We start from the raw sequence: 26,579 nt of genomic DNA, 5'->3' as shown, positions 1-26,579 counted from the left end.
GCCATGACCACCACGGCCGCGTCGCCGACCTCCACCCTGTCCGCCCGCAGAGCCGCCCTCGCCGGCGGTGTGGGCACGCTGATCGAGTACTACGACTTCAGCGTCTACGCCTTCCTCGCCGTGACCCTCGGCCCGCTGTTCTTCCCCAGCGACCAGCCCGCGGTGTCCGTGCTGCTCACCCTGGCCGTGTTCGGCTCGGCGTACGTGATGCGCCCGCTCGGTGGCTGGTTCTTCGGCCGGCTCGGCGACCGCCGCGGCCGCCGGCACGCGCTCGTCGTCACCGTCGTGACGATGGGGCTCTTCTCCGGCATCCTCGGCATCCTGCCCAGCTACGCCACCGCGGGCGTGCTCGCGCCGATCCTGCTGGTGCTGGTCCGGCTCGCCCAGGGCTTCTCCGCCGGTGGCGAGATCGGCGGCGCGGCCACCTACGTCGCCGAGTCCGCCCCGCCCGGCCGGCGCGGGCTGTTCGGCTCGCTGACGCCGGTCGGCTCCACACTCGGCTTCTCGGTCGCCGCGGCCGTCGTCGGCCTGGTGACGGCGCTGACCACCGCCGAGCAGATGGCCTCCTGGGGCTGGCGGGTGCCGTTCCTGATCGCGCTGCCGCTGGCCGCGATCTGCCTCTGGGTGCGGGTCCGGCTGGAGGACACCGCCGAGTTCGAGGCGATGGCCGAGAAGCACGAGGTCGAGCGCAGCCCGCTGCTGACCGTGATCAAGGAGAAGCCGGGCTCGGTGCTGCGGGTCATCGGCATCGCGATCGCCATGAACGGCACCGGGTACGTCGGCCTGACCTACTTCTCCACCTACCTCATCCAGACGGAGGGCTTCGACAAGCAGTCGGTGTACTGGGCGTCCGCGATCGGCATCGCGCTGGCCTGCGCCACCTACCCGCTCGCCGGCATGCTCACGGACCGCTTCGGCCGCCGCCCGGTCCTGATCTCGGCCTACGTGCTCTACCTGATCCTGGCCTGGCCCGCGTTCGCGCTGCTCGGCGCCACGTCCAGCATCGTGGTCGTCACCCTGGTCTACGTCGTCTACATGGCGGTCAACGGGCTCGCGCAGGTGCCGGCGTTCCCGCAGTTCACCGAGCTGTTCCCGCGCCGGATCCGGTACACGGGCGTGGCGCTGGGCTTCAACATCGGCACCATCCTCGCCGGTGGCACCGCGCCCTACGTGGCGGCGCAGCTGGTGGAGAGCACGGGCAACGCGATGTCCCCCGCCTTCTGGGTGCTGGGCGTGGCGCTGGTCGGCCTGGTCACCGTGTTCACGCTGCGGGAGACCGGCAAGGACCGACTTCCCGTCTGAGCCCCCTCCGTGCGCAAGGGAGACAGGTGAGTGGCGATAGTCGCGATGGCGACTATCGCCACTCATGACGGGGCGGTGGGTTCCGGTCGGGTCGGTGAGGCCGCCGTCGAGCGGGTACCTCACGGTCCGTGGTGCAGACCTTCCTCCCGTACCCCGACTTCGCCGCCAGTGCCCGGGCGCTCGACGACCGGCGGCTGGGCAAGCAGCGCGTGGAGGCGCTGCAGATCCTGCGTGCGCAGGTGCGGGAGGGGTACGGCTGGCAGCACCATCCCGCGGTGCGGATGTGGCGGGGCCATCCGGAGGGCGTGGCCGCCTACGCGCTCGCGATCTGCGAGGAGTGGGCGGCCCGCGGCAAGGCCGACACGGTGGCGGAGTCGGTGCGGGCCGATCTCCAGACCGCGGGGCTGCCGCCGCCCCGCAGCCAGACCGAGCTCGCCGCGGCGGGCCTGCTGCCGGGCTGGCTCGGCGACGACCGTGTGCACCGCAGCCACCGCGAGGTCCTGCTCGGCAAGCTGCCGGAGCACTACGCCCCGCTCTTCCCCGACGACGAGCCGGGGACCGCGTACGTCTGGCCGGTCTAGCTCCGCGGCTTCAGGCTCGCCCCGGCGTCGGAGACCAGCGTGGTGCCGGTGATGTGCTCCGCGCCCTCGTCGCACAGGAAGACCACGGCGACGGCGATGTCCTCGGGCGTGCCCGCGCGGCGCAGCGGCGTGGTCTGCTGCACCCGCCCCACCAGCTGCTCGTACGCCTCCTCGCCGAGCGGCCCGGAGAACCAGCGGGTGCCGATGAAGCCGGGGACCACGGCGTTGACCCGGATCTCGGGGGCGAGCGCCCGCGAGAGCGACACGGTCAGCGTGTTGAGCGCGCCCTTCGACGCCGCGTACGCGATCGACGAGCCCTCGCCGTCGAGGCTGCTGGTGGAGGACACGTTGACCACGGCCCCGTACCCGCGCTCCCGCATGTGCGGGACCACGGCCCGGGTCATCTGGTAGGTGCCGATCACGTTGGTGCGGTAGATCGCCTCGAAGTCCTCGGCGGCGAGCCCGTCGAGGTCGGAGTGCGGGACGATCCGCGTGCGGCCGGCGTTGTTGACCAGGACGTCGATCCGGCCCCACCGCTGCGCGACGTCGGCGGCGACCTTGCGGCAGGCCGCGTCGTCGCCGACGTCACCGCGCAGGGCGACGGCGTCGACGCCGCGCGCCCGGCACTCCTCCGCCGTGGCCTCGGCCTCGTCGGCGCTGCGGGAGTAGGTGATCGCGACCCGGGCGCCGCGGCCGGCCAGGCGGCGGCTGACCGCCGCGCCCAGGCCGGTCGCGCCACCGGTGACGACGGCGACCCTGCCGTCCATGCTGCCCATGCCGGGCAGCTTAACGACTGTTCAGCGCAGAGTCAGCCGAGCCGCTCGTAGATCACGGCCATGCCCTGCCCGCCGCCGACGCACATGGTCTCCAGGCCGATGCTCTTGTCCTTCGCGCGCAGGCCGTTGAGCAGGGTGGCGGTGATCCGGGCGCCGGTCATGCCGAACGGGTGGCCGACGGCGATGGCGCCGCCGTGCACGTTGAGCTTGTCGCCGAACGGGTCGATGCCGAGGTCGCGGGCCGACGGGATGACCTGCGCGGCGAAGGCCTCGTTGATCTCGACGAGGTCCACGTCGTCGATGGTCATGCCGGCGCGGGCGAGGGCCTGCCTGGACGCCTCGACCGGGCCCAGCCCCATGATCTCGGGGGAGAGGCCGGTGACCCCGGTGGAGATGATCCGGGCCAGCGGGGTGATGCCGAGGTCCCGGGCCTTCGTGTCGGACATGACGATCAGGGCCGCGGCGCCGTCGTTGAGCGGGCAGCAGTTGCCCGCGGTGACGAACCCGTCGGGCCGGAACACCGGCTTGAGCTGGGACACCGCCTCGTAGGTCACCCCGGCGCGCGGACCGTCGTCGGTGTCGACTTTCGAGCCGTCGGGCAGCGTGACGGGGGCGATCTCGTGGGCGAAGAAGCCGTTCCTGATCGACTCCTCGGCCAGGTTCTGCGAGCGGACGCCGAAGCGGTCCATGTCCTCGCGGCTGACGCCCTTGGCGCGGGCGAGGTTCTCCGCGGTCTGGCCCATGGCGATGTAGACGTCCGGCAGCCGGCCGTCCGCGCGCGGGTCGGTCCAGGTGTCGGTGCCGGACTCGGCGGTGGCGACCGTGCGGGCCTCGGCGTCGGCGAACAGCGGGTTGTGCGTGTCCGGCCAGGAGTCCGAGCTGCCCCTCTCGAAGCGGGACACGGTCTCGACGCCGGCGGAGACGAACACGTCGCCCTCGCCCGCCTTGATCGCATGCAGCGCCATGCGGGTGGTCTGCACCGACGACGAGCAGTACCGCGTGATGGTCGTGCCCGGCACGGTGTCGAGGCCGAGCAGCACGGACACGATGCGGCCCAGGTTGTTGCCCTGCTCGCCGCCGGGCAGGCCGCAGCCGAGCATCAGGTCGTCGATCTCGGTCGGGTCGAGCGCGGGCACCTGGTCCAGCGCGGCGCGGACCATCTGGACGGTCAGGTCGTCGGGGCGCATGTCCTTGAGCGAGCCCTTGCGCGCGCGGCCGATGGGGGAGCGGGCCGCCGCGACGATCACTGCCTCGGGCACGGGTGTCTCCTTCGCTGGAGGGCTGGTGCTGGGTTCGAGTGTGCACCCCTGCGCGACGCCGGGGTTACCAGGCGGTAGGGAATCACACGGGTTGTCCGGGCGCGCGCGGGCGGCGAGGGTACGGGCATGGACCGCCCACCCGTGATCGTCGAGGTCGCCGTGAACGGGGCCACCCCGCGCAGCGTCAACCCGCACGTGCCGCGCACCCCGGCCGAGATCACCGCCGACGCCCTGGCCTGCGCGCGGCTCGGCGCCACGATCCTGCACAACCACAACGACGAGCCGATGTTCACGGCCGACGGCGTGCACGCGGCCGGCCCCTACCGCGCGGCCTGGCGGCCGGTGCGGGAGCGGTACCCGGACCTGCTGCTCTACCCGACGATGGCGGCCGGGGCGCGCGGCATCCCGGTCGAGCGGCGGTGGGCGCACGTCGCCGAGCTGGCCGGCCTGGGCGGGATGACGCTGATCGACCCGGGCTCGGTGAACGTGGGGCTGACGGCCGCGGGCCGCTGTCCCACGCCTGCGGCGGCCGAGCCCTACCAGAACTCGATCGCCGACACGGAGTACATGTGCGCGCGGACCCGGGAGCTGGGTGCGCTGCCCAGCTTCTCGATCTTCGAGCCGGGGTTCCTGCGGACCGTCGTGACGCTGCAGCGCGCCGGGCGGCTCCCGGCGGGCGGGATCGTGAAGCTGTACTTCGGGGGCGACCTGCAGTTCGGCCTGCCGCCGACGCCGACCGCGCTCGACGCCTACCTCGAGCTGCTGGAACCCACCGGCCTGCCCTGGTCGGTCGCGGTCCTCGGCGGCGACGTCGTGGAGTGCGGGCTGGCGGAGCTCGCGATCCGGCGGGGCGGGCACGTCCGCGTGGGCCTGGAGGACCACACCGGCGACCGCCGGCCGTCGAACACCGAGCTGGTGGAGGAGCTGCTCGCGCTCCTGGACCGCCTCGGCACCCGCTCCGCGACGAGTACCGAGACCCACGCCCTCCTCACCCGGTGAGCGGCAACTACCCCTGGAGGGGCAGTTGCCGCTCACGACCAGGGGTGACCTGCTACGTCGCGCGCAGGTCGCGGAGCCGCTGGAGCTTGCCGACCGAGCGTTCGAGGGTGTCGGGGTCGACGACGTCGCAGGTCACCGAGACGCCGATGGTGTCCTTGACCGCTCGGACCAGCTCGGCCGCGGCCTCGGCCCGGCGCTCGGCCGTGGCGTCCGCGCGGGCTTCGACCCGGACGGTGAGGGCGTCCATGCGGCCCTTGGTGGTGAGTTCGAGCTGGAAGTGCGGGGCGAATCCCGGGGTGCGCAGGACGATTTCCTCGATCTGGGTGGGGAACAGGTTGACCCCGCGCAGGATGATCATGTCGTCGGAGCGGCCGGTGATCTTCTGCATGCGCCGCATGGACGGGCGTGCGGTGCCGGGTAGCAGCCGGGTGAGGTCGCGGGTGCGGTAGCGGATGATCGGCAGGGCCTGCTTGGTGAGCGAGGTGAACACGAGTTCGCCCTCCTGGCCGTCGGCGAGCACGGTGCCGTCGAGGGGGTCGAGGACCTCGGGCAGGAAGTGGTCTTCCCAGATGTGCAGCCCGTCCTTGGTCTCCACGCATTCCTGGGCCACGCCGGGGCCCATGACCTCGGAGAGGCCGTAGATGTCCACGGCGTGCATGTCCATGCGGTCTTCGATCTCGGCGCGCATCTGTTCGGTCCACGGTTCGGCGCCGAAGATGCCGACCGTGAGCGAGGTGGAGCGGGGGTCGATGCCCTGGCGGTCGAACTCGTCGAGCAGGGTGAGCATGTAGGACGGGGTGACCATGATGACGTCGGGGGCGAAGTCGCCGATCAGCTGGATCTGCCGCGGGGTCATCCCGCCGGAGATCGGGATGGCGGTGGCGCCGAGTTTCTCGATGCCGTAGTGGGCGCCCAGCCCGCCGGTGAACAGGCCGTAGCCGTAGGCGTTGTGCACCTTGTGCCCGGGCCGGCCGCCGGCGGCACGGATGGAGCGGGCGATCAGGCCGGCCCAGGTGTCGATGTCGCGCTCGGTGTAGCCGACGACGGTGGGTCGGCCGGTGGTGCCCGAGGAGGCGTGGATGCGGCGGACCTCGGCCTGTGGCACGGCGAACATCCCGAACGGGTAGTTCTCGCGCAGGTCGGCCTTGGTGGTGGTGGGGAACTTCGCGATGTCCGCGAGGTCGCGGCAGTCGTCCGGGTGCACGCCCGCGGCGTCGAAGGAGCGGCGGTAGTGCGGCACGTTGTCGTAGGCGTGCCGCAGCGTCCACCGCAGCCGCTCGAGCTGCAGCGTGCGCAGCTCGTCCGTCGACAGGCGCTCGGCCGCGTCGAGGGTCTGCGGGTCCGGCGCCTCGCCCAGCCGGCGCGCCGCGGTCGGGCTGGTCACTGGTCGGGCTCCTTCTTCGCGACGAGGGTGAGGACGTCGTAGCGGGCGACGGATTCGCCGTCCTGGCGGGTGACGTCGGCGTCCCAGCGGACCTCGCCGTAGCCGGCGGACTCGCGCGGGGTGAGTTGTTTGCAGGTCAGGGTGACGGTGAGTTCGTCGTCGAACTTGACCGGGGTGAGGAAGCGCAGGTTGTCCACCCCGAAGTTGGCCAGTACCGGGCCGGGGTCGGGGTCGACGAACAGCCCGGCGGCGAGGGAGACGATCAGGTAGCCGTGCGCGACGCGCTCACCGAACAGCGGGTTCGCCGCGGCGGCCTGCGCGTCGGTGTGGGCGTAGAAGGTGTCGCCGGTGAACTCGGCGAAGTGCTCGACGTCGGCCTGGGTGACCCGCCGCGGCCCGGCCACGATGGTGTCGCCGGGGCGCAGTTCTTCGAGGTGCAGCCGGAAGGGGTGCCGCTCGGTCTGGTGCCGTTGCGCCCCGGGGACCCAGCGGCCGGTGATCGCGGCCAGGGTGTCCGGGTCGGCCTGGATGGCGGTGCGCTGCATGTGGTGCAGCACCCCGCGGAGGCCGCCCATCTCCTCCCCGCCGCCGGCCCGGCCGGGCCCGCCGTGCACCAGCTGGGGCAGCGGGGAGCCGTGCCCGGTGGACTCCTGGGCGTCGGCCTCGTTGAGCACCAGCAGCCGCCCGTGGAACGCGGCGGTGCCCAGCACCACCTCGCGGACGAACCCGGGGTCGGCGCTGACCAGGGAGCCGGCGAGGCTGCCCTGCCCGCGGGCGGCGTAGTCGATCAGCTGTGCGGTGGTGTGGTAGGGGAGGATGGTGCAGACCGGGCCGAAGGCCTCGACCTGGTGCGGCTCGGCCCGCTCCGGGTCACCGACCAGCAGGATCGGCGAGACGAACGCGCCCCGGTCCGGGTCCGCGTCGACCACCTCGACCTGCTCCGGGTCGCCGAACACGATCCGCCCGGCGTCGGCCAGCGCCTTGACGCTGCGGCGGACCTCCTCGCGCTGATCCAGCGAGGCGAGCGCCCCCATCCGGACACCCTCGCTTGCCGGGTTGCCGACCACGGTCGTGGCCAGCCGGGCGGAGACGGCCTCGACGACGGCGTCGACCCGCTCGGCGGGGACGAAGGCGCGGCGGATGGCGGTGCACTTCTGCCCGGCCTTCACGGTCATCTCGGCGACCAGGGCCTTGACGAACAGCTCGACCTCGGTGTCGGTGGCGTGCGGGCCGAGGGCGGAGAAGTTCAGCGAGTCGGCCTCGGCGGTGAACCGCACGCAGTTGCGCACCAGCGTGGGGTGGCTGCGCAGGGTCTGCGCCGTGGACGCCGACCCGGTGAACGAGACCAGGTCCTGGCCGGTGAGGTGGTCGAAGGTGTCGCCCAGCGCGCCGGCCACGAACTGCAGCGCCCCGGCGGGCAGCAGCCCGGAGCCGACGATCAGCTCGACCAGCTTCGCGGTCACAAACGCGGTCGGCGACGCCGGCTTGATCAGGCTCGGGACGCCGGCGAGGAACGCGGGCGCGAACTTCTCCAGCGGCCCCCACACCGGGAAGTTGAACGCGTTGACCTGCACCGCGACCCCGCGCAGCGGGACACACAGGTGCTGGCCGACGAACGTGCCGCCGCGCCCGAGCGGCTCCACCGCCCCGTCGAGGTAGACGGTGTCGTTCGGCAGTTCGCGCTTGGCCTTCGAGGCGTAGGCCAGCAGCACCCCGATCCCGCCGTCGACGTCGAACTTCGCATCCCCCAACGTCGCCCCGGTCCGCGCGGAGACCGCATAGAGCTCCTCGCGGTGCGAGCGCAGATGCTGCCCCAGCGCCTTGAGCAGCCCGGCCCGCTGGTGGAAGGTCAACTCCCGCAGCCCCGGCCCACCGACCTCACGCCCGTACCGCAGCACGGCGGCGAAGTCGACGCCGGTGGACGAGACCCGGGCGATCACCTCCCCGGTCACCGCATCGAACAACGGACGCCCGGAATCGGACGCGGTGTACCAGTCACCGCAGACATAGCTGCGCAGGACCGGGATGCTCACGGGCGGTCTCCTCGTCGTCGGGAAGCCGGTGTGTCCGCCGTCGCTCACCCGATCTCGCGGCGAACGATCGTTCGGTTGCCGGGAGACGCTAGCATGACCGCGTGCAGACGAACAGTGGTGCGGCCGAACCCGACGGCCCGGCGGTCCTCGTCACCGCGGACGACGAGGACCCGGCCGTCGCGATCGTCACGCTCAACCGTCCGGCGAAGCGCAACGCGCTCACGGTCGAGGTCAAGGAGGCGCTGCTCGAGGCGCTGGAGCGGGTGGCGGCCGACGGCGCCGTCCGTGCCGTCCTGCTGACCGGGACCGGCAAGTCGTTCTGCGTCGGCCAGGACCTCGGCGAGCACGTCGAGTCCCTGCGGGGCAACGCCGCGACCTCCTTCGACACGGTCGAGAAGCACTACAACCCGATCGTTCGGGCGATCGCGACGATGCCGAAGCCGGTCGTCTGCGCGCTCAACGGCGGCGCCGTCGGTGCCGGCCTCGGCTTCGCCCTGGCCTGCGACCTGCGCGTCGCCGCCGACACCGCCACCTTCGCCACGGCGTTCTCCGCCATCGGGCTCACCGCGGACTCCGGGCTGTCCGCCAGCCTCGTGCACTCGTTGGGCGCCGCCCGGGCCACCGAGCTGCTGCTGCTCGGCGAGTCCTTCGACGCCCAGCAGGCGCTGGCGTCGGGGCTCGTCAGGGCCGTGGTGCCGGCGGAGGAGGTGCTCGGCACCGGGCTGGAGCTGGCGCGCCGGCTCGCGGCCGGGCCCACGCTCGCCTACGCCGAGATCAAGAAGGCGGTCGCGATCGGCGCCGTCTCCTCGCTCGACACGGTCCTGGCCAACGAGGGCGAGGGGCAGGCGCGGCTCGGCGTGACCCGCGACCACCGCGAGGCCGTCGAGGCGTTCCTGGAGAAGCGCAAGCCCGCGTTCGAGGGCCGATGACCGCCGCGCCGTCCGAGCCGCCCGCCCCGCCCGCGCGCACCCGCCGCGCCCGGGGTGCCGCCGGTGCGCGCCGGCCGGTGTACGACGCGTCGTCGCTGCTCGCCGTGGCCGTGCAGGAGTTCAACGCCCGCGGCTACGACGCGACCTCGATGGAGGACCTCTCGCGGGCCGCGGGGATCACGAAGTCCTCCTTCTACCACCACGTCAGCGGCAAGGAGGAGCTGCTGCGGGCCGCGCTGAACCGCGCGCTCGACGGCCTGTTCGGCATCCTCGAGGAGCCCGCGGCGCAGGAGGGCGCGGCCCTGGACCGGCTGCGGCACATCATCTTCCGCCAGGTCGAGGTGCTCACCTCCGAGCTGCCCTACGTCACCCTGCTGCTGCGGGTGCGGGGCAACACCGAGACCGAGCGGTGGGCCCTGGCCCGGCGCCGGGCGTTCGACGCCACGATCGCCTCGCTGGTCGCCGACGCCGTGGCCGACGGCGAGGTCCGCGCCGGGGTGGAGCCCTCGCTCGCCGCCCGGCTGCTCTCGGGCACGGTCAACTCGATCATCGAGTGGTACCGGCCGGGGCGGCCCGGGTCCGAGTCGCTGCCGGGCGAGGTCGTCCGCATCGTCTCCGAGGGGATCATCCCGCCCGCCTGAGGCCCTCCACGACCGGGCGAACGAACATTCGGTGCCGCGTACCGGTGCTCAGCGGGCCACGACCCGCACGGTCTCCAGCTTCGGATCCGCCGGGTCGGGCAGCACCATCCCCGCCCGCAGGCCCGTGGCGAGGTAGTCGAGGATCTCCCCGGTCACGCGCTCGCCGGGCAGCAGCACCGGGATGCCCGGCGGGTACGGGGTGACCTGCTCGGCGCAGACCCGCCCCTCGGCCTCCCGCAGCGGCACGTCCTCGAAGGGCGCGAAGAAGGCGTCCCGCGGGATCATCTCGGCGTCGGTCTCGAGGGCGGACCTGCCCGGCAGGTCGACGGGCGGCGGAGTGTCGAACCCGTCGGCCGCCTTCGCCATGGCCGAGAGGGCCTCGAGCAGGATCCCGGCCGTCTGCGCGTCGTCGGCCAGGCTCAGCTGGGCCTCGATCCGGCGGTGGTCGGACAGCCCGACGTCGACCGCGCGGTGCCCGCGCAGCCAGTCGGCGGCCTGGTAGCCGCTGATCCCGAGCTCCGACAGGTCGATCAGCACCTTCAGCTCGTCGAGCTCGTGCGAGGCCTCCGCGCCGAGGAGCTGGTCCCGCAGCGGGGTCAGCCCGGGGATCGCGTCGACCTGCTGGCGGACGTCGGCGGCCAGGTAGAGCGCCCGGCCGAGCAGCTCGTGGCCGTGCTCCACCATCTGCCGCCGCCAGCCGTCCATCCCGGCCCACAGCAGGATGCTGGGGCTGGTCGTCGAGAGCATGTCGGCGCAGGCGGCCAGGAACGTCGGGTCGATCAGGTCGCCCTGCTGGTGGAACACCGAGCCCTGCTCCAGCCCGGCGCCCATCTTGTGGATGCTGACCACGCAGAGGTCCGCGCCCGCGTCCATGGCCCAGGTCGGCAGCCGCTCGTGGAAGGGCAGGTGCGCGCCCCAGGCCTCGTCGACGAGCAGCGGCAGCCCGCGCGCGTGGCACAGCTCGGCGATCGCGGAGATGTCGGCGCAGGTGCCGTAGGGCGTCGGGCTCGTGATCAGCACCCCGGCGACGGCCGAGTCCCGGTCGAGGGCCCGCTCGACGTCGGCGGGCGAGGGCGGGTGGGCGAGGTGCTGGTCGCGGTCGTAGCGGGGGGACACCCAGACCGGCTGCAGGCCCGAGAGCACCAGCCCGGAGATCACGGACTTGTGCGCGTCCCGGCCCACGAGCAGCCGCCCGTGCCGGCCGGCCACGGCGAGCATCGCGCTCTTCACCGACAACGAGCTCCCGCAGGTGGAGAAGAAGGCGTTCTCGGCGCCGACGGCGTCGGCCATGAGCTCCTGCGCCCGGGCGATGATCCCGGAGGACGAGGCCCGGTCGTCGAGCCCGCTGGAGGCGAGGACGTCGGCGCGGAAGACGTCCTCGCCCAGGACCGCCCGCACCCGCGGATCGGCGCCGCGGCCCTGCTTGTGGCCGGGCGGGGTGAACGGGGTGTGGTGCTCGCGGTGGTAGGCCTCGAGCGCCTCCAGCACCGGTGCCTGCGTGTGGTCCACGGGCGTCGACCTCCGTCCTGTCGTGCGGGCGTCAGGTCCTACCCGGACACGACGGGGGCGAAACGGGGGCTCAGGGCAGGCCCGCCACCCAGTCGGCCAGCCGCGCCACGTTCTCGGCGTTGCGGCCCTGGTCGACGAGCGTGAACGGGACCAGCGGGCGGCTGCGCAGCACGACCCGGGCCGCCGGGCCCTGCGGGTGCACCTCGACCTCGACCCGCTCGCCCCAGCTGCGCCAGGTCACGCCGGTCCGCAGCAGGGCGCGGCCGGCGTCGACGGCCGTGAGCCGGCCACCGGGCAGCAGCGCGGCGGCCTCGCGGACGCGAGCGAGCACCTCCGGCCCGGACACCGCGGCCCGCACGGTGCGCTGCGCGACCACCCCGGCCACCCCGGTCCGGCGCGCCGCCCGGTGCTGGAGGTGACCGAGGACCAGCGCCATGATCAGGCCGAACGGCGCACCGGCCACGATCGACGCCGCCGCCAGGATCGCGTAGCCGGCGGGTCCGGCGTCGGCGTCCGGGCCGCCCTGCAGCGCCACGAGCACGCCCCAGAACAGGCCGAAGGGCACCCCGGTGGCCAGGCCCAGCTGCATGCGGCTCGGCGGCTCCGGTGCTCCTGCGACGTTCCCTCCGGACACGGTGTCCTCCCCCGACGGGCCCGCTCCGGCGGGCGCTGGTGACGCACCCGCTTCGGCGGGCTGCCGAGAAGGGTCGGGGTCGGGGCCCGCGCGGCGAGGGAGGGGGCCCCCGGAGGACCGGGGGTAAACCCCCGGTGGGGTCAGGGGGATCACTCCGTCACCTCGGGTATCTGCCCCAATGTCCCAGGGCTCTCCCCAGAGCATTCTCGTTCCCGTCGAACCGCACCAACGGCGGCCGACGAACCGGGGGAACGCAGCAGCACCGAGGCTGCTCGATGGGGGGAGACAGCAATGCCGATCGTGACCGGTCCGCAGGAATTCACCGAGGAGCGACTGTTCGTCGACCTCCGCTCGATCGTCGGACACGAGCTGTACCTGAAGTGCGAGGGCTTCAACTTCGCCGGCTCCGTGAAGCTCAAGGCCGCCGCCTCCATGGTCGAGGCTGCCGAGCGTGCGGGGGAGATCGGGCCCGGCTCGACGCTCGTCGAGTCGTCGTCCGGCAACCTGGGCGTGGCGCTGAGCATCATCGCCGCCAACAAGGGCTACCGCTTCATCTGCGTCACCGACATCCGCTGCAACGCCGCCACCATCCAGCTGATGGAGGCCATGGGCACGGACGTCCGCGTGATCCGCGAGGCGGGCCCCGAGGGCTTCCTCGGTGCGCGCCAGGCGTACGTGCGGGCCGTCCTCGCGGCCGACCCGCGCGCCCACTGCCTGAACCAGTACAGCAACCCGAACAGCTGGAAGGCGCACTTCCGCACCACCGCGCCGGCCATCGCCGAGGAGTTCCCGCAGCTCGACGTCCTGTTCGTCGGCGCCGGCACCACCGGCACGCTGATGGGCTGCGCCCGCTGGTTCCGCCAGTACCGCCCGGACGTGCACATCGTGGCCGTCGACGCCGTCGGCTCGGTGACCTTCGGGCAGCCCTCCGGGCGCCGGCTGATCCCCGGCCTGGGCACGAGCGTCGTGCCGGAGATCTTCGACCGGTCCTACATCGACGACGTGGTGTTCGTCGAGGAGGCCGACGCGGTCGCCATGTGTCACCGGATCGCGAGAAAGGGCTTTCTCTTCGGCGGATCTACGGGCACGGTGGTCAGCGGCGCGAAGGCCTGGCTGGACCAGAACTCGGCCGGGCACCTCACGTCGGTAACGCTCGCCCCCGATCTGGGCGAACGCTACCTGGAGACGCTGTACCGAACCGAGTGGGTCCGGGACAACTTCGGCGAGGACGTGCTCGCCGAGCCGGCCGACGAGAGCCTGGTGGCCTGAGAAGATGGCACTGCTGCCGCCCACCCCGGGGTCCGCCCCGGCGGAGGCCCCCGCGGGCCCGCCCGCCCCGCTCTCGGAGCTGGTCCTCGTCGACCGGCACGAGGCGCAGGGCTGGCGGGTCCGTCGCCACGAGCGCCTGGACTCCGTGTTCGAGGAACGGTGCGACTGGATCCGGGAGTACGGCCGTGCCGGCCAGCTCGCCGTCGACGGCCCCGGGGCCTCGCTGACCTACGACGAGCTCGACGCCCGCGCCAACCGTCTCGCCCGCTACCTGCGCCTGCACGGCGCCCGCCCCGGTGACCGGGTCGCCCTGCTGTTCGACGTCCGGGTCGAGACCTACGTCGCCCTCCTCGCGGTCCTCAAGATCGGCGCCACCTGCGTGCCGCTGGACCCCGACGCCCCGACCGAGCGGCTCGGCTTCCTCGTGGCCGACGCCGAGGTCCGGCTCGTGCTCACCCGCTCGCACCTGCGCGGACGCGTCGCCGTCGTCGGGTCGCTGCCCGCGGGCGCCGAGATCCTGACCGTCGACGACGCGGCCGCCCTGATCGCCGAGATGAGCCCGCAGCGGCTGCAGCCCGCCGAGCGCGGCGAACCCGTCGACCGGCCCGCGTACGTCGTGCACGTACCCGGCCCCGCCGGCTGGTCCGAGCGCGTGGAGATCGACCACCGCAGCATGTGCAACGCCGTCCGGGTCTCGTCCGAGACCTTCGGTGTTCGCGGGCACCGCCTCTACCAGGGCCGGGCCCTGTTCTCCGGAGGCGGCATCGAGGAGGTCTGGATGGCCTGGGCGGCAGGCGCCACCCTGGTGCCCGCACCCGACGGCCCGCGCCTCGTCGGCGACGTCCTGCACGCCGTCCTGGCCGAGCGCCGGGTCACCGCGCTGTGCACCACCCCGGCCGTGCTGGCCACGCTGGAGGCGGACCTGCCCCAGCTGCGGTTCCTGCTGGTCTCGGGGGAGGCCTGCCCCCAGAGCCTGGTCGCGCGCTGGCACCGGCCGGCCCGCCGCTTCCTCGTCGCGTACGTGCCGCCGGGCGCGACCGTGGCGGCGACCTGGACGGACGCGCACCCCGACAAGCCGATGACGATCGGCGTTCCGCTGCCGACCTTCGCGACCGTCGTCCTCGACCCCGAGGTGCCTGCGCGGGCGTTGCGGCACGGCGAGACCGGCGAGATCGGCGTGGCCGGGCTCGGCCTCGCCTGCGGCTTCCCCGATCCCGCGAGCGACGCCTTCGTCGACGACTTCCTCGGCATCCCCGGCAACCCCTCGGGGCGGATCTACCGGACCGGCGACCTCGGCCGCGTCGACGACGCCGGCGAGATCGAGTACCGCGGCCGCCGGACGCTGCAGGTGCTGGTGCACGGCGAGCGCGTCGACCTCACCGCGATCGAGTCGGTGATGCTGGCGGTGCCCGGGGTGGCGTCGGCGGCGGTCGCGCCGCACGAGCCCGAGCCCGGTGTCACCGAGCTGGTCGGCTTCTACACGCTGCGCGCCGACAGTCCGGCGGTCACCGAGCGGGAGATCGGGTCGTGGCTGCGCGAGCGGCTGGCGACGGACCACGTGCCGGCCCGCCTGGAGCGGCTCGACTCGCTGCCGCTGACCGCCGACGGGCGGGTGGACCGTGAGGCGCTGCCGCTCAGCGGGGGTGAGATGACGCGGCTGCGCGCCGAGAACGCGCGGCTGCACGAGCAGCTGGAGCAGTTGCGGCCGCCGGTGACGCCGGTCGACGCCGCGCCTCCCGTCCCGCCCGTGCCTTCTGCGCCGGCCGTGCTTCCGGCGCCGGTCGCGCCTCCCGCGCCTCCCGCGCCGGCCGCGTCGGGGAACCTCACGCTCGACCAGATCATCGGGGCGACGCCTCCGGCTCCGGTTCCGGCGGCGACCCCTGCCCCGGCGCCCCGGCCGGAGTCGCAGCCGGGCATCCTGACGTTCGACCAGATCATCGGCTCGACGGCGCCGGCCCCGGCTCCGGAGAAGCCGGCGACCCGGCGGCCCACGCCCTACCCGCGGGCGAGCGCCCCGGCACCGGTGCGGCCCACGCCCTTCCCTCGGCAGACCGGCCCCGCCCCGAGCCCCGCGCCGAACCGGGCGCCGAGCCCGGCCCCGCGTCCGGCGGCGTCCGCTCCGACGCAGGCCCCGCGGCCCCCGGCGCCCTCGCCGTTCCCGCGGTCGACGCGGCCGACGCCGTTCCCGCGCACCTCGGCTCCCATGACGCCGACACCCTTCCCGCGGACCTCGGCCCCGGCCCGTCCCGCTCCGGCCCCGCGGCCGGTCGTGCCGCCGACCCCGGCCCCGCTGCCGGTCGCGCCGGCGGCCCCGGCGCCCACCCCGGCCGCACTGGCACCCGCCCCGGCCGCCCCGGCGCCCGCCCCGGCCAAGGCCCCGTCCTCCGCGGGTCTCGCCTCGTCGCTGGCGAGCGTGCTGGCCGAGGTGCTGGCGGTGGAGCACGTCCCGACCGACCGCAACGTCTTCGACGACCTCGGCGCCGACTCGATGGTGATGACCCGGTTCTGCGCCCGGTTGCGCAAGCGGGCCGACCTGCCGTCGATCTCGATCAAGGACGTCTACGCCCACCCGACGATCGCCGGGCTCGCGACCGCCTTCGCGCCGTCGATGCCCGTCGCCGCCCCGGTCGTCCCCGTGGGCGCGGCCGGCGACGACGTCGTCCACGGGCTGGCCCAGGTGCTGGCCGAGGTGCTCGGGGTCGACCGCGTGCCGACGGATCGCAACGTGTTCGACGACCTGGGCGCCGACTCGATGGTGATGACCCGGTTCTGCGCCCGGTTGCGCAAGCGGGAGGACCTGCCGTCCATCTCGATCCGGGACGTCTACGCCAACCCGACGATCGCCGGCATGGCCGCCGCGGCCGCGCCGAGCACAGCCGCCCCGGCCCCGGTGCAGGCCGCGCCCGCGCCGGTCGTCCCGGTGCGGCACAGCACGTTCGGCTACTACGTCACCGGGTTCCTGCAGCTGCTGGTGTTCGCGCTCTACGCGACCGCCGCCGGCGTCGTCATGGACCGGGCCTACAGGTGGATCTCCACGAGCACGACCGTGCTCGAGACCTACATCCGGTCGGTCGAGGCCGGGGCGGGCGCGTTCCTGGCGCTGTGCCTGCTGCCGGTCGTCGCGAAGTGGGTGCTGGTCGGGCGCTGGAAGGAGAAGGAGTTCCCGGTCTGGAGCCTGCGGTACTTCCGGTTCTGGCTCGTGAAGACGCTCGTGCGCGGCAACCCGATCGCCCTGCTGATGGTCGGCTCGCCGATCTACACGCTCTACCTGCGCGCCCTCGGGGCGAAGGTCGGCAGGGACGTCGTGATCCTCACCCGGAACCTGCCGGTCTGCACCGACCTGGTGACGATCGGCTCGGGCACGGTCATCCGCAAGGACGCCCTGATGCCGGGCTACCGCGCGCACGCGGGCAAGATCCAGACCGGACGGGTCACGCTGGGCCAGGACGTCGTCGTCGGCGACAAGAGCGTGCTGGACATCGGCACCGCGATGGGCGACGGCGCGCAGCTGGGGCACGCGTCCTCGCTGCACCGCGGGCAGAGCGTCCCGGCGGGGCAGAGCTGGCACGGCTCGCCGGCCGTCCCCACGGACACCGACTTCCGCGCCGTCCCGCCCCTTCGGATCCGGGCGCTGCGCAAGGTCAGCTACGTGACGAGCCAGCTGGTCAAGCTGTTCGCGATCTACCTGCCGCTGGGCTTCGGCGGGCTGTACATCGTGGTGAACGCCGTGCCGCGGTTCAAGGAGCTGCTCCAGCCCGGCGTCCTCGGGTACACCACCTCGGCGTTCTACCTGGAGGCCCTGGCCGAGTCGGCGATCATCGTCTTCGGCGGCCTGGCCGTCGGGCTGCTGATCGTGCTCACCGTCCCGCGGCTGGTGGCCCTGTTCGTCCGGCCGGACCGCGTGTACCCGATGCACGGGTGGCGGTACTCGCTGCACCGCACCGTCACCCGGCTCACGAACGTGAAGACCTTCGTCTACCTGTTCGGGGACAGCTCGTTCATCGTCGGCTACCTGTACCTGCTGGGGTACGACCTCGGCAAGGTCGAGCAGACCGGCTCGAACTTCGGCTCGGCCATCGCCCAGGAGACGCCGTTCCTCACCTCGGTGGGCCGCGGCACCGTCGTCGCCGACGGACTCTCGGTGAACAACGCCGACTTCTCCAACACCTCGTTCCGCACCGCGCGGGTCGCCATCGGCCGCAACAGCTTCCTCGGCAACGCCATCGCCTACCCGATCGGCGGGCGCATCGGCGACGACTGCCTGCTCGCCACCAAGGTCGCGGTGCCGGTCGACGGTCCGGTCCGCCAGGGGGTGGGCCTGCTCGGCTCGCCCGCCTTCGAGATCCCCCGCACCGTGCAGCGGGACCGGGTGCTGGAGATCGACATGCGGGAGCGCCGCCGCCGGCTGCGCCGCAAGAACCTGCACAACCTCGTCACCATCGGCCTCGCGCTGCTGGTGCGCTGGGGGCACGTCCTCGGCCTGCTGCTGCTCGGCCTGCTGGCGCTGGACCACTTCCAGGACTTCGGCGCGGTGGCGTTCGGGCTGGAAGTGGTGGCGAGCCTGCTGTTCACGATCGTCTGGTTCGTGCTGTGGGAGCGGCTGATCGTCGGCTTCCGCCGGCTCCGCCCGAAGTCCTGCTCGATCTACGACAAGGCCTTCTGGCGCCACGAGCGCTTCTGGAAGCTCGTGGTCCCGCCGATGGAGAAGCTGCTCGGCGGCACGCCGTACAAGAACCTCGTCGCGCGGATGCTCGGGGTCCGGGTGGGCCGCCGGGTGTTCGACGACGGCATCGGCCTCACCGAGCGCACGCTGACCGCCATCGGCGACGACTGCACGCTCAACTTCGGCACCACCATCCAGTGCCACTCGCAGGAGGACGGCGCCTTCAAGTCCGACCGCACCACGCTCGGTGCGGGCGTGACCCTCGGCCTCGGCGCCTTCGTCCACTACGGCGTCACCGTCGGCGACGCCGCGGAGATCGCCCCCGACTCCTTCGTCATGAAGGGCGAGGAGATCCCGGCGGGCGCCCGGTGGGGCGGCAACCCGGCCCACGAGCTGGCCGACCCGCCCGCGCCGGCCCCGCCCGCCCTCCCGTCCCCGACCGACCGGGGCGCGTCCGACTGGACCGCCGCCCTGCTCACGGCCCGCTAGGAGCCCCCCGATGACCACACCGTCCGGCCCGCTGCGGCCGTTCCCCCCGACCACGCCCGTCCTGACCCCGGAGAGCCTGATGACCTCGCCGACCGCCGCTCCGACCTGCGCCCCCGGCAGCGCGGCCCGCGTCTGGTGGACCGCCGCGCTCACGGCGGGCGGCCACACCACGGTCCCGCGCTGGACCCTCGAGCCGCGCCCGGGCGTCGAGCTGGTCGAGGTGCCGTTGCCCGGCCCGGTGACCGAGGCCGCGCTCGTCGCCGCCCACGCGAGGGTGCTGGCCGCGGTGTCCGGCGAGGCCGAGACCGTCGCCGGACTGGTGACGCCGGCCGGGCCGCTGCCGTTGCGCCTGCCCGTGGTGCCCGGCCCGTGGCGCACCCTGGTCGAGGCCGCCGGGCGGACCGCCGCCGAGCTGCACACCCACCAGGACTTCCCGGTCGACGGGCTGCGCGCCGAGCTCGGCGTGTCCGGTCCGGTGTTCGAGACCGTGGTCGACCCCGCCGGACCGGCACCGGAGCCCACGGGGGACGTCGTGCTCACGGTCGGCGTCCGCGACGGGCACCTGCAGCTACGGCACCGCACGGACGTCCTCGACGCCGCCGCCGGGTCCCGGATCGCGGGGTACCACCTCGCCGCGCTCGCCCAACTCACCGCCGATCCCGACGCCGACCACACGGCGTCGACGCTGCTCTCCGACTCCGAGCGCGCCTTCCAGCTCGAGGGGCTCGCCGGTCCGATCCGCCCGCTGCCCGACCGGCGCTTCCACGAGCTGGTCGAGGAGCGCGTCCGCCGCCACCCCGACGCCGTCGCCGCCGTCCAGGGCGACGTGCGCTGGACCTACGCCGAGCTGAACGACCGCGCCAACCGCCTCGCCCGCGCGCTGCGGGCCCGCGGGCTGGAGCGCGAGGGCGTCGTGGGCGTGGTCATGGAGCGCAACCTCGACTGGATGGCCGCCGTGCTCGCCGTGTTCAAGGCGGGCGGGGTGTACCTGCCGATCGAGCCGCACTTCCCGGCCGAGCGCATCCGCAAGACGCTGACCCGCGGCGACGCGGTCCTGGTCGTCACCGAGCCGGGCAGCACGGAGACCCTCGACCGCGCCCTCGACGCGATGCCCGAGGTCCGCGTGCTCACGCTGGCCACCGCGCTCGCGGAGGAGCCCGACGGCTCCGACCTCGGCATCGAGGTCGGCCCCGACCAGGCCGCGTACGTCTACTTCACCTCCGGCTCCACCGGCGAGCCCAAGGGCGCGATGTGCGAGCACGCCGGGATGCTCAACCACCTGCTCGCCAAGATCGAGGACCTGGAGATCGCCGAGGGCGCGGTCGTCGCCGAGATCGCCCCGCAGTGCTTCGACATCTCGCTCTGGCAGCTGGTGTCGGCACTGCTGGTCGGCGGCCGGACCGTCGTGGTGGATCAGGACTCGATCCTCGACGTCGAGCGGTTCGTCGACACCGTCGTCGGCGAGCGGGTCGCGGTCATGCAGGTCGTGCCGTCCTACCTCGAGGTCGTGCTGTCCTACCTGGAGCGCACCGGCCGCGCGCTGCCCGACCTGCGGTGCGTCTCGGCGACCGGCGAGGCCCTGAAGACCGAGCTCGCCCAGCGCTTCTTCGGGCAGGTGCAGGGCGTGTCGCTGGTCAACGCCTACGGCCTGACCGAGACCTCCGACGACACCAACCACGAGGTCATGCGGTCCGCGCCGGCCAAGGTCCTGCTCGGCCCCGCGGTGCGGAACGTGCGGGTGTACGTGACCGACGAGAACCTCGAGCCGGTCCCGCTCGGCGCGCCCGGCCTGATCTGCTTCGCCGGGGTCTGCGTGGGCCGCGGGTACGTCAACGACCCGGATCGCACGCGCGCGGTCTACCTGACCGACCCGCACGTGCCGGGGGAGCGGCTCTACCGCGGCGGCGACTACGGCCGCTGGACGCCCGAGGGCAAGCTCGAGTTCCTCGGCCGCCGGGACAGCCAGGTCAAGATCCGGGGCTTCCGCATCGAGATCGGCGAGATCGAGAACGCGCTGCTGGGCATCCCCGGGGTGCGCGACGGCGCCGTCGTCGTGGCCGAGCGGCCGGGTGCCGGTGCGCAGCTGGTCGCCTTCTACGCCGCCGCCGAGGACCTGCCCGTCGACCTGCTGCGGGACGGTCTGGCCCGCACGCTGCCGGTGTACATGGTTCCCGCGGCCTTCCACCGCCGGGAGCCGTTGCCGCTGACCGCCAATGGCAAGATCGACAAGAAGGCGCTGACCGCGCTCGCCGCCGAGCTGGGCCAGGAGCCCGCGGCCGCCGCCGACCACGAGGCTCCGGCGACCCCCGCCGAGCAGCGGCTGGCCGCCGCGTTCGCCCAGATCCTCGGGGTCCCGGAGGCGGAGATCAGCCGGCACGACCACTTCTTCGACCGCGGCGGCTCGTCGCTGTCCGCGGTGAAGCTCGCGGTCGCGCTGGACCGGGCGGTGTCGCTCAAGGACATCACCCGCAACCCGGTGCTCGCCGACCTCGCCACCCTGCTCGACGCACCCGCCCAGCCGGCCGACCCGGCCGTCGCCGCCGCCCCGGCGGAGCTGCTGCAGCCGCTGGTCACCGGGGCCGACCCGGGCCGGGCGCTGATCTGCTTCCCGCCCGCCGGCGGCAACGCCGTCAACTTCCGGCCGGTGGCCACCGAGCTCGGCGCGCTGTCCGGCCTCACCGTGTACGGCGTCGAGCCGCCCGGCCACGACCCGTCCACCACGGAGAAGTTCGTGCCGCTCGGCGAGATCGTCGACCGCGTCGTCGCCGAGATCGCCGCGAAGAACCTCACCCGTGTGCTCCTGTGGGGGCACTCCTCGGGCACGGCGTACGCCGTCGCCGCGGCCCGGGCGCTGGACGAGCGGGGCGTGCGCGTCGAGCTGGTCGTCCTGTCCTCGCAGCAGCTCGGCGACCCGATGACCCGGCGGAACGGGATCGTCGAGCTGTCCGGCCGGTCGGACGCCGCGCTGGTCGACCGGCTGCGCGAGACCGGCCTGTACCCGGAGCTGGCCCAGCTCGACCCGGAGGGGGCCCAGCGGGTCGCGGCGGCGTACCGCCACGACTGCATCGAGGCGCACCGCTACCTGGCCGACGCCGCCACGTCCGGGATCAAGGTCACCCCGCCCGTCGCGGTGGTCCGGGCCGCGGACGACCCGAGCACGGCGGACGAGTCCCGGCGCCGGGACTGGGAGCTCCTGGCGGGGGAGGTGCAGACCCGAGAGCTGGACGGGGGCGGGCACCACTTCCTCCGGAGCCGGCCCCACGACGCGGCGGTCGTCGTACTCGACGCGGTCCGCGCCGCCTCTTCCTGACCGGACCCACGAGTCGCACACCCTCGGAAGGACAAGACATGACCCAGCCCGCACCCGCACTGGACCTCACCCAGCGACCCGGTGGGCCCGTCGTCCTCACCACCACCGCGCCGCAGGGGCCCGCCGCGTGGGCCGCCCAGAACCGGGACACCGTCCGGAACCTGGTGACGCAGTACGGGCACCTGTTCGTGCGCGGCCTCGGCCTGCAGGACTGGGCGGCCACCGCGGCCGTCTTCCGCGGGCTCACGAACACCCTGCTCGGCGAGCGCGAGGCCTTCGCCCCGCGCCAGCACTTCGGCGACGGCGTGCACTCGTCGACCTCGTGGCCCGCCAACCAGCAGATGTGCATGCACCACGAGCTGAGCTACACGCTCGAGTTCCCGGGCCTCATGCTGTTCGCCTGCCTCAACCCGCCCGCGTCCGGCGGCGCCACCACGGTCTCCGACGCCTCCGCGGTGCTCGAGGCGCTGCCCGCCGACCTCGTCGCCCGCTTCGAGCGCGAGGGCTGGATGCTCACCCGCACGTACAACGACGAGATCGGCGCCTCGTGGCCGGACGCCTTCGGCACGGACGACCGCGCCGCCGTCGAGGCCTACTGCCGCGGCAACGCGATCGACTTCGAGTGGACCGCCGACGGCGGCCTCAAGACCCGGCAGCGCCGGCTCGCCGTCGTCCGGCATCCGGTCAGCGGGGCGCGGTGCTGGTTCAACCAGATCGCCTTCCTCAACGAGTTCACGCTCGACCCGGACGTCCGCGAGTTCCTCGTCGACACCTACGGGTCCGACGGCCTGCCGTTCACCACGAGGTTCGGCAACGGCGACCCGATCGGCCCCGAGGTCATCGCGCTGATCAACGACGTCTACACCGCCCACACGCTGCGCGAGCCGTGGCAGGCCGGTGACCTGCTGCTCGTCGACAACGTCCGGTGCGCGCACAGCCGCGAGGCCTACCAGGGCGACCGGCAGGTGCTCGTCGGGCTCGCCGACTCGGTCAAGCTCGCCGACTGCGCCCCGCAGGGCGGTGCGCAGTGACCGCCGTCGACCCCGCCGCGGCGCCCTCGGGCGCCGAACTCACGGTGCCGCCGTTCGCCGTCGTGTCGGGATCGCAGGTCCAAGGGGCGCTGGCGGGACGCGAGCGGGAGATCACCGATCTCGTCGAGGCCACCTACCGGCTGCACGGGGCGGGGGACACGGTGAACCCGCCGTCGTACTTCCTGCGGTTCCCGGACCGGCCGACCTCCCGGATCATCGCGCTGCCGGCCTCGCTCGGCGGGCAGACCCCGGTCGACGGGCTGAAGTGGATCTCCAGCTTCCCCGGCAACGTCCAGGCCGGGATCCCGCGCGCCTCCGCCGTGCTGATCCTCAACGACCACGACACCGGCTACCCCTTCGCCTGCATGGAGAGCTCGATCATCAGCGCCACCCGCACCGCCTCCTCGGCGGCGCTCGCGGCGGACCGGCTGAGCGAGGGTCGCAAGCGGCCGACCCGCGTCGGCTTCTTCGGTACGGGCCTGATCGCGCGGTACATCCAGACCTTCCTCGCGGGCACCGGCTGGGAGTTCGAGGAGATCGGCGTGTTCGACCTGTCGGCGGACAGCGCCGCCGGCTTCCGCGGGCACCTCGAACGCACGGGCACGCCGGGGCGGGTCACGCTGTACGACACCCCCGAAGAGCTGATCCGAGGCAGCGACCTGGTGGTCTTCGCGACGATCGCCGGCACCCCGCACGTCACGGACGTCTCGTGGTTCGACCACGGGCCGCTGGTCCTGCACGTCTCGCTGCGCGACCTCGCGCCGGAGATCCTGCTGGAGGCGACCAACTACGTCGACGACGTCGAGCACTGCCTCAAGGCGGACACGTCGCCGCACCTGGTGGAGCAGCGGCTCGGGCACCGGGACTTCCTGGCCGGGACGCTCGACGACGTCCTGTCCGGGCGCGCGTCGGTGCCGGCCGAGGGCACCGTGATCTTCTCGCCGTTCGGGCTGGGCGTGCTCGACCTGGCTGTCGGGAAGTACGTGTACGACCAGATCGTGCGGGCGGGGGAGCTGCAGGTCGTCGACGGGTTCTTCCACGAGTTGAAGCGACACGGGTAGCCCCGGCGGTGCGGGGGCGGTTTCGTCGGTGGCGCCCGCTAGCGTCCGCGTCGATGGCTGCGACGTGGATGAGCTTCCTGGGCGGGCTCCTCGGCGCGCTGCTCGGCGCCGTGGCGAACCTGCTGGTCGGCGAGGGCAAGCGGCGCCGCGAGGAGGACACCGCGCTGCTCGGCTGGTGCAGCCAGGTGTACGACTGGGTCGTCGAGGGGAAGGTCGCGCCGGAGGCCGCCCGCCACATGCTGGAGGAGCGGCGGATCGCGGGGCACTGGTACGCCTTCAACCGGCGGTACGCGAAGCGGGTCGACGCTATCCTGGACGAGCTCGACCGGGCCTTCGCGCCGCCGGAACCACCGGGTGCGGCCCGCGAGAGGTTCGTGCTCGACACGGAGGACGACGATGAGCGACCAGGCTGACGAGCCCGTGGTCACCGAGGTGACCGCGCGGCAGGTCCGGGCGGCCCGCTTCCGGGTCGTGCGGGACTCCGTGCAGGGCCGGGTCACCCCCGAACGCATCCGCCGGCTCGCCCGCGTACTGCTGCCGGGGGAGGACTCGCCGCAGACGGGCTGAGCCCGGGGTCACCCCTCGCCGTCGGCGTCCGCCACGTCCGGGCTGTCACCGCGGGGATCCTGCGTGCCCCCATCCGGCCGGTTCTCGGCCGGCGCCGTCATCGTCGGCTCGGCGTCCTGGTCCACGGGGTCGTCGGGCAGCGCCGGCTCGTCCTCGGCCCTGCTGGTCTCGGGGTTCTGAGGGTCGGTCATGACCCCGCCTACCCGGGTGGGGGTGGGGTATGCGGGGCGCCCGGCGCGATCAGAACGGGATGAGCGGGACGATCGCGGTGCGGAGGATCAGCACGCCGACGAAGACGATGATGAAGGCCAGGTCGAGGCTGATCCCGCCGAGGTTCACCGGCCTGACCACGCGACGGACCGGCGCGATCACGGGCTCGGTGATGCCGTGGGTCACGCGACGGGCCTGGTAGAGGGCGGAGCCGCCGCTGCCGGGGGAGAGCACCCCGATCCAGTCGACGACCACCCGCGCGAGCAGGACCAGCTGGAACAGCACCAGCAGCAGCCCGAGGAGGGAGGCGATCACGGAGGTCTCCTTTCCATTTCCTCTCCGAGTGTCCCGATCCCAGGTGAGAGGGGCCTGAGAGTTTTCTGTCGGTAGGCCCTTCTAAGGTCGTGACCATGACGGCCGCCGCCTCCGTGGTGTCGCCCGCGGCGGACGCGACCGCCCGGGCGCGGTGGCGCGCGCTCGCGCTCACCGACCCGATCGCGCGGCTGGTGCGCAACGCCGCCCACGCCGGGATCGACGACGAGCTGTTCGATCTCCGCCAGCTCGCCCTGGCCGCCGTGGACCTGGTGGTCGGGTCGATGGGCTTCGCGCGCGAGGCCACCCTCGAGGAGGTGGCGGACGACCTCACAGCGCTGGCCGCCCGGATGCGGCCGGACCGCGCGCACCAGGCCCGGGACGTCGCGCAGGTGGTGCTGAAGGGCCTGCTCAACGAGGCGCACGAGCACCGCCGCTTCACCTACTGGTTCGCCGACCTCTCCGGCGAGCGGGTGGAGCGCGAGCCCTACAGCTTCCGGCTGCTGTCGTTGCGGGACGCGGAGTACGGGCCGGTGCTCACGGCGTCGGACCAGGCGATCACGTTGTTCCTGCACGGGCTCGACGTGGACCTGGAGGACGCCGACCGCGCCCTCGCCCACGTCCTGCAGCGCCAGCTCGACGACCGCCGCTTCGACGCCGCGGTCCGCACCGCCGCCCAGGCCGAACGCACGTCCGTCGGCATCGCGGCCACGTTGTCCGAGCTGCTCGACGCCACGCGGCGGGACGTCGGCAGCCACGACTGGCTGGTCGACGTGCCGGAGCGGCTCGCGATCGCCCGCCGGCACGTGGAGGAGCGGATCGCGGAGGACGACCGGTTCCTCGAGCACGTGCAGAGCGGGCTCGACGCCGAGACGAGCGGGGACGTGCGGGCGGCGTCCGGCCGGATCGTCGACCTGCTCGGGCGGGTCCGGCAGGTGCACCTCGACCTGGAGAGACGGCTGGTGGGCGCCCGCGAGGTCTTCCTCGCCGCCCAGGTCCGGCAGCGACTGACGAAGCGCCGCCGGCTGCGGATGCTCGCCCTCGGGGAGGACGTCCTGCGCCCCGCCCTGGACCTGCCGCGCGAGCAGGCGGTGGAGGTCACCACCGCGTTCGCTGACCGGTCGCTCGGGATCAGCGTGCCGCGGCTCGTCCGGTTCGACGACCTGCTCGACCAGCTCTGGGTGCCGCCGCGCCAGCGGGAGACCGTCGAGCCGGTGGCGGAGGAGGCCGGCGTCGAAGCGGCGGCGGAGGAGGACGTCCAGCGCTACCCCGCGGCCGTCGTCGAGGCGGCGCGCGGCGTGCTCGACACCGCCCGCGCGGCACCGGCCCGGCTGTCGGACCTGCTCGACGGGTGCGAGTCGGACGAGGTCGCCGAGCTCGTGCTGCTGTCGGCGCTGTGGGCGTTCGCGCCGGACCCGGTGGCGGACGAGGAGGGGCCGGACGGCTCGGTCGAGCTCGCGGCCGGGCTGGCCGCCGAGGACGACGGCGCCCGCCTGGACCACCGGCTGGCCCGCGGGCGGGACCTGCTGCTGCGCGCCGGCGCACCCGAGGAGGGCGAGGCCGGGCCGCGCGAGGCCGAGGAGGACGAACTGGAGCTGGTGTCGCGGTGAGTACCCCGTC

At 73.7% G+C, this 26,579-nt stretch carries 21 protein-coding genes; 13 read left to right on the top strand and 8 right to left on the bottom strand.

What is annotated here, in order from left to right; all coding sequences use genetic code 11:
- Positions 1–3 precede the first annotated feature (3 nt).
- On the top strand, positions 4–1,302 hold the full coding sequence (locus tag ACQP04_RS21205; RefSeq protein ID WP_433502295.1) for an MFS transporter: 1,299 nt from the start codon (positions 4–6) through the stop codon (positions 1,300–1,302).
- A 128-nt stretch (positions 1,303–1,430) separates the two neighbouring features.
- Complete coding sequence (locus ACQP04_RS21200) at positions 1,431–1,883, top strand: MSMEG_6728 family protein (protein ID WP_433502294.1); 453 nt, start codon at positions 1,431–1,433, stop codon at positions 1,881–1,883.
- Here the strand turns inward: ACQP04_RS21200 and ACQP04_RS21195 are convergent.
- Positions 1,880–2,659, bottom strand: coding sequence for an SDR family NAD(P)-dependent oxidoreductase (locus tag ACQP04_RS21195; protein WP_433502293.1), 780 nt, complete (start codon positions 2,657–2,659; stop codon positions 1,880–1,882). The two genes, ACQP04_RS21200 and ACQP04_RS21195, sit on opposite strands and share 4 nt — an antisense overlap.
- 32 nt (positions 2,660–2,691) lie before the next feature.
- On the bottom strand, positions 2,692–3,918 hold the full coding sequence (locus ACQP04_RS21190) for an acetyl-CoA C-acetyltransferase (protein WP_433502292.1): 1,227 nt from the start codon (positions 3,916–3,918) through the stop codon (positions 2,692–2,694).
- Between the two features lie 126 nt (positions 3,919–4,044).
- Here ACQP04_RS21190 and ACQP04_RS21185 point away from each other — a divergent pair, with 126 nt between their 5' ends.
- Positions 4,045–4,917: a 3-keto-5-aminohexanoate cleavage protein gene (locus ACQP04_RS21185; RefSeq protein WP_433502291.1), complete on the top strand. Its 873-nt coding sequence runs from the start codon at positions 4,045–4,047 to the stop codon at positions 4,915–4,917.
- Positions 4,918–4,969: 52 nt separating this feature from the next.
- Here ACQP04_RS21185 and paaK read toward each other — a convergent pair whose 3' ends face one another.
- The gene (gene paaK, locus ACQP04_RS21180) at positions 4,970–6,301 is read right to left on the bottom strand and encodes a phenylacetate--CoA ligase PaaK (RefSeq protein WP_433502290.1); all 1,332 of its coding nucleotides are present in this window, start codon (positions 6,299–6,301) and stop codon (positions 4,970–4,972) included.
- Positions 6,298–8,328 carry a phenylacetic acid degradation bifunctional protein PaaZ gene (paaZ, locus tag ACQP04_RS21175; RefSeq protein WP_433508411.1) on the bottom strand — a complete coding sequence of 677 codons (2,031 nt, stop codon included), beginning with the start codon at positions 8,326–8,328 and terminating at the stop codon, positions 6,298–6,300. The genes paaK and paaZ overlap by 4 nt, the downstream gene beginning before the upstream one ends.
- Positions 8,329–8,435: 107 nt before the next feature.
- Here paaZ and ACQP04_RS21170 point away from each other — a divergent pair, with 107 nt between their 5' ends.
- Both ACQP04_RS21170 and ACQP04_RS21165 read left to right on the top strand, forming a co-directional pair.
- Complete coding sequence (locus ACQP04_RS21170) at positions 8,436–9,263, top strand: enoyl-CoA hydratase/isomerase family protein (RefSeq protein WP_433502289.1); 828 nt, start codon at positions 8,436–8,438, stop codon at positions 9,261–9,263.
- Positions 9,260–9,904: a TetR/AcrR family transcriptional regulator gene (locus tag ACQP04_RS21165; RefSeq protein ID WP_433502288.1), complete on the top strand. Its 645-nt coding sequence runs from the start codon at positions 9,260–9,262 to the stop codon at positions 9,902–9,904. The genes ACQP04_RS21170 and ACQP04_RS21165 overlap by 4 nt, the downstream gene beginning before the upstream one ends.
- 48 nt (positions 9,905–9,952) lie before the next feature.
- Here the strand turns inward: ACQP04_RS21165 and ACQP04_RS21160 are convergent, their stop codons facing one another.
- Both ACQP04_RS21160 and ACQP04_RS21155 read right to left on the bottom strand, forming a co-directional pair.
- Positions 9,953–11,413, bottom strand: a complete 1,461-nt coding sequence (locus tag ACQP04_RS21160) for an aminotransferase class I/II-fold pyridoxal phosphate-dependent enzyme (RefSeq protein WP_433502287.1) — start codon at positions 11,411–11,413, stop codon at positions 9,953–9,955.
- A gap of 70 nt (positions 11,414–11,483) precedes the next feature.
- On the bottom strand, positions 11,484–12,047 hold the full coding sequence (locus ACQP04_RS21155; RefSeq protein WP_433502286.1) for a hypothetical protein: 564 nt from the start codon (positions 12,045–12,047) through the stop codon (positions 11,484–11,486).
- Positions 12,048–12,338: 291 nt separating this feature from the next.
- Here ACQP04_RS21155 and sbnA point away from each other — a divergent pair, with 291 nt between their 5' ends.
- The 7 genes from sbnA to ACQP04_RS21120 are packed head-to-tail and all read left to right on the top strand — an operon-like array spanning position 12,339 to position 24,437.
- Positions 12,339–13,316 carry a 2,3-diaminopropionate biosynthesis protein SbnA gene (gene sbnA / locus ACQP04_RS21150; RefSeq protein WP_433502285.1) on the top strand — a complete coding sequence of 326 codons (978 nt, stop codon included), beginning with the start codon at positions 12,339–12,341 and terminating at the stop codon, positions 13,314–13,316.
- A 4-nt stretch (positions 13,317–13,320) separates the two neighbouring features.
- On the top strand, positions 13,321–18,468 hold the full coding sequence (locus ACQP04_RS21145) for a Pls/PosA family non-ribosomal peptide synthetase (RefSeq protein WP_433502284.1): 5,148 nt from the start codon (positions 13,321–13,323) through the stop codon (positions 18,466–18,468).
- 10 nt (positions 18,469–18,478) lie between these two features.
- Positions 18,479–21,778, top strand: coding sequence for a non-ribosomal peptide synthetase (locus tag ACQP04_RS21140; protein ID WP_433502283.1), 3,300 nt, complete (start codon positions 18,479–18,481; stop codon positions 21,776–21,778).
- 38 nt (positions 21,779–21,816) lie between these two features.
- Positions 21,817–22,809 carry a TauD/TfdA family dioxygenase gene (locus ACQP04_RS21135; RefSeq protein ID WP_433502282.1) on the top strand — a complete coding sequence of 331 codons (993 nt, stop codon included), beginning with the start codon at positions 21,817–21,819 and terminating at the stop codon, positions 22,807–22,809.
- On the top strand, positions 22,806–23,870 hold the full coding sequence (gene sbnB / locus ACQP04_RS21130; RefSeq protein ID WP_433502281.1) for a 2,3-diaminopropionate biosynthesis protein SbnB: 1,065 nt from the start codon (positions 22,806–22,808) through the stop codon (positions 23,868–23,870). Before ACQP04_RS21135 ends, sbnB begins: the two co-directional genes overlap by 4 nt.
- A gap of 53 nt (positions 23,871–23,923) precedes the next feature.
- Positions 23,924–24,283, top strand: coding sequence for a hypothetical protein (locus ACQP04_RS21125; RefSeq protein WP_433502280.1), 360 nt, complete (start codon positions 23,924–23,926; stop codon positions 24,281–24,283).
- Positions 24,267–24,437 (top strand): hypothetical protein, encoded by a 171-nt coding sequence (locus tag ACQP04_RS21120; RefSeq protein WP_232872008.1) that lies wholly within the window; start codon positions 24,267–24,269, stop codon positions 24,435–24,437. Before ACQP04_RS21125 ends, ACQP04_RS21120 begins: the two co-directional genes overlap by 17 nt.
- 8 nt (positions 24,438–24,445) lie before the next feature.
- On the opposite strand, the gene ACQP04_RS21115 is transcribed toward ACQP04_RS21120, so the two are convergent.
- Both ACQP04_RS21115 and ACQP04_RS21110 read right to left on the bottom strand, forming a co-directional pair.
- The gene (locus ACQP04_RS21115; protein ID WP_433502279.1) at positions 24,446–24,628 is read right to left on the bottom strand and encodes a hypothetical protein; all 183 of its coding nucleotides are present in this window, start codon (positions 24,626–24,628) and stop codon (positions 24,446–24,448) included.
- A 49-nt stretch (positions 24,629–24,677) separates the two neighbouring features.
- A complete protein-coding gene (locus tag ACQP04_RS21110) occupies positions 24,678–24,962 on the bottom strand; it encodes a YggT family protein (protein ID WP_037054048.1) in 285 nt (94 codons plus the stop codon).
- 95 nt (positions 24,963–25,057) lie between these two features.
- On the opposite strand from ACQP04_RS21110, the gene ACQP04_RS21105 reads away from it, so the two are divergent.
- Positions 25,058–26,569: a hypothetical protein gene (locus ACQP04_RS21105; protein ID WP_433502278.1), complete on the top strand. Its 1,512-nt coding sequence runs from the start codon at positions 25,058–25,060 to the stop codon at positions 26,567–26,569.
- The last annotated feature ends 10 nt before the right edge of the window (positions 26,570–26,579 follow it).

The organism is Pseudonocardia halophobica (assembly GCF_050948485.1).
GTDB classification, from domain to species: Bacteria; Actinomycetota; Actinomycetes; order Mycobacteriales; family Pseudonocardiaceae; genus Pseudonocardia; species Pseudonocardia halophobica.
This window is presented reverse-complemented; position numbering and strand designations above follow the sequence as displayed.

Excerpts from the sequence above, each read along its gene's own strand:
- ACQP04_RS21205 (WP_433502295.1), top strand. The coding sequence starts at position 4 with ATGACCACCACGGCCGCGTCGCCGACCTCCACCCTGTCCGCCCGCAGA.
- ACQP04_RS21195 (WP_433502293.1), bottom strand. The coding sequence starts at position 2,659 with ATGGGCAGCATGGACGGCAGGGTCGCCGTCGTCACCGGTGGCGCGACC.
- ACQP04_RS21185 (WP_433502291.1), top strand. The coding sequence starts at position 4,045 with ATGGACCGCCCACCCGTGATCGTCGAGGTCGCCGTGAACGGGGCCACC.
- ACQP04_RS21165 (WP_433502288.1), top strand. The coding sequence starts at position 9,260 with ATGACCGCCGCGCCGTCCGAGCCGCCCGCCCCGCCCGCGCGCACCCGC.
- sbnA (WP_433502285.1), top strand. The coding sequence starts at position 12,339 with ATGCCGATCGTGACCGGTCCGCAGGAATTCACCGAGGAGCGACTGTTC.
- ACQP04_RS21145 (WP_433502284.1), top strand. The coding sequence starts at position 13,321 with ATGGCACTGCTGCCGCCCACCCCGGGGTCCGCCCCGGCGGAGGCCCCC.
- ACQP04_RS21140 (WP_433502283.1), top strand. The coding sequence starts at position 18,479 with ATGACCACACCGTCCGGCCCGCTGCGGCCGTTCCCCCCGACCACGCCC.
- ACQP04_RS21135 (WP_433502282.1), top strand. The coding sequence starts at position 21,817 with ATGACCCAGCCCGCACCCGCACTGGACCTCACCCAGCGACCCGGTGGG.
- ACQP04_RS21125 (WP_433502280.1), top strand. The coding sequence starts at position 23,924 with ATGGCTGCGACGTGGATGAGCTTCCTGGGCGGGCTCCTCGGCGCGCTG.
- ACQP04_RS21120 (WP_232872008.1), top strand. The coding sequence starts at position 24,267 with ATGAGCGACCAGGCTGACGAGCCCGTGGTCACCGAGGTGACCGCGCGG.
- ACQP04_RS21115 (WP_433502279.1), bottom strand. The coding sequence starts at position 24,628 with ATGACCGACCCTCAGAACCCCGAGACCAGCAGGGCCGAGGACGAGCCG.
- ACQP04_RS21105 (WP_433502278.1), top strand. The coding sequence starts at position 25,058 with ATGACGGCCGCCGCCTCCGTGGTGTCGCCCGCGGCGGACGCGACCGCC.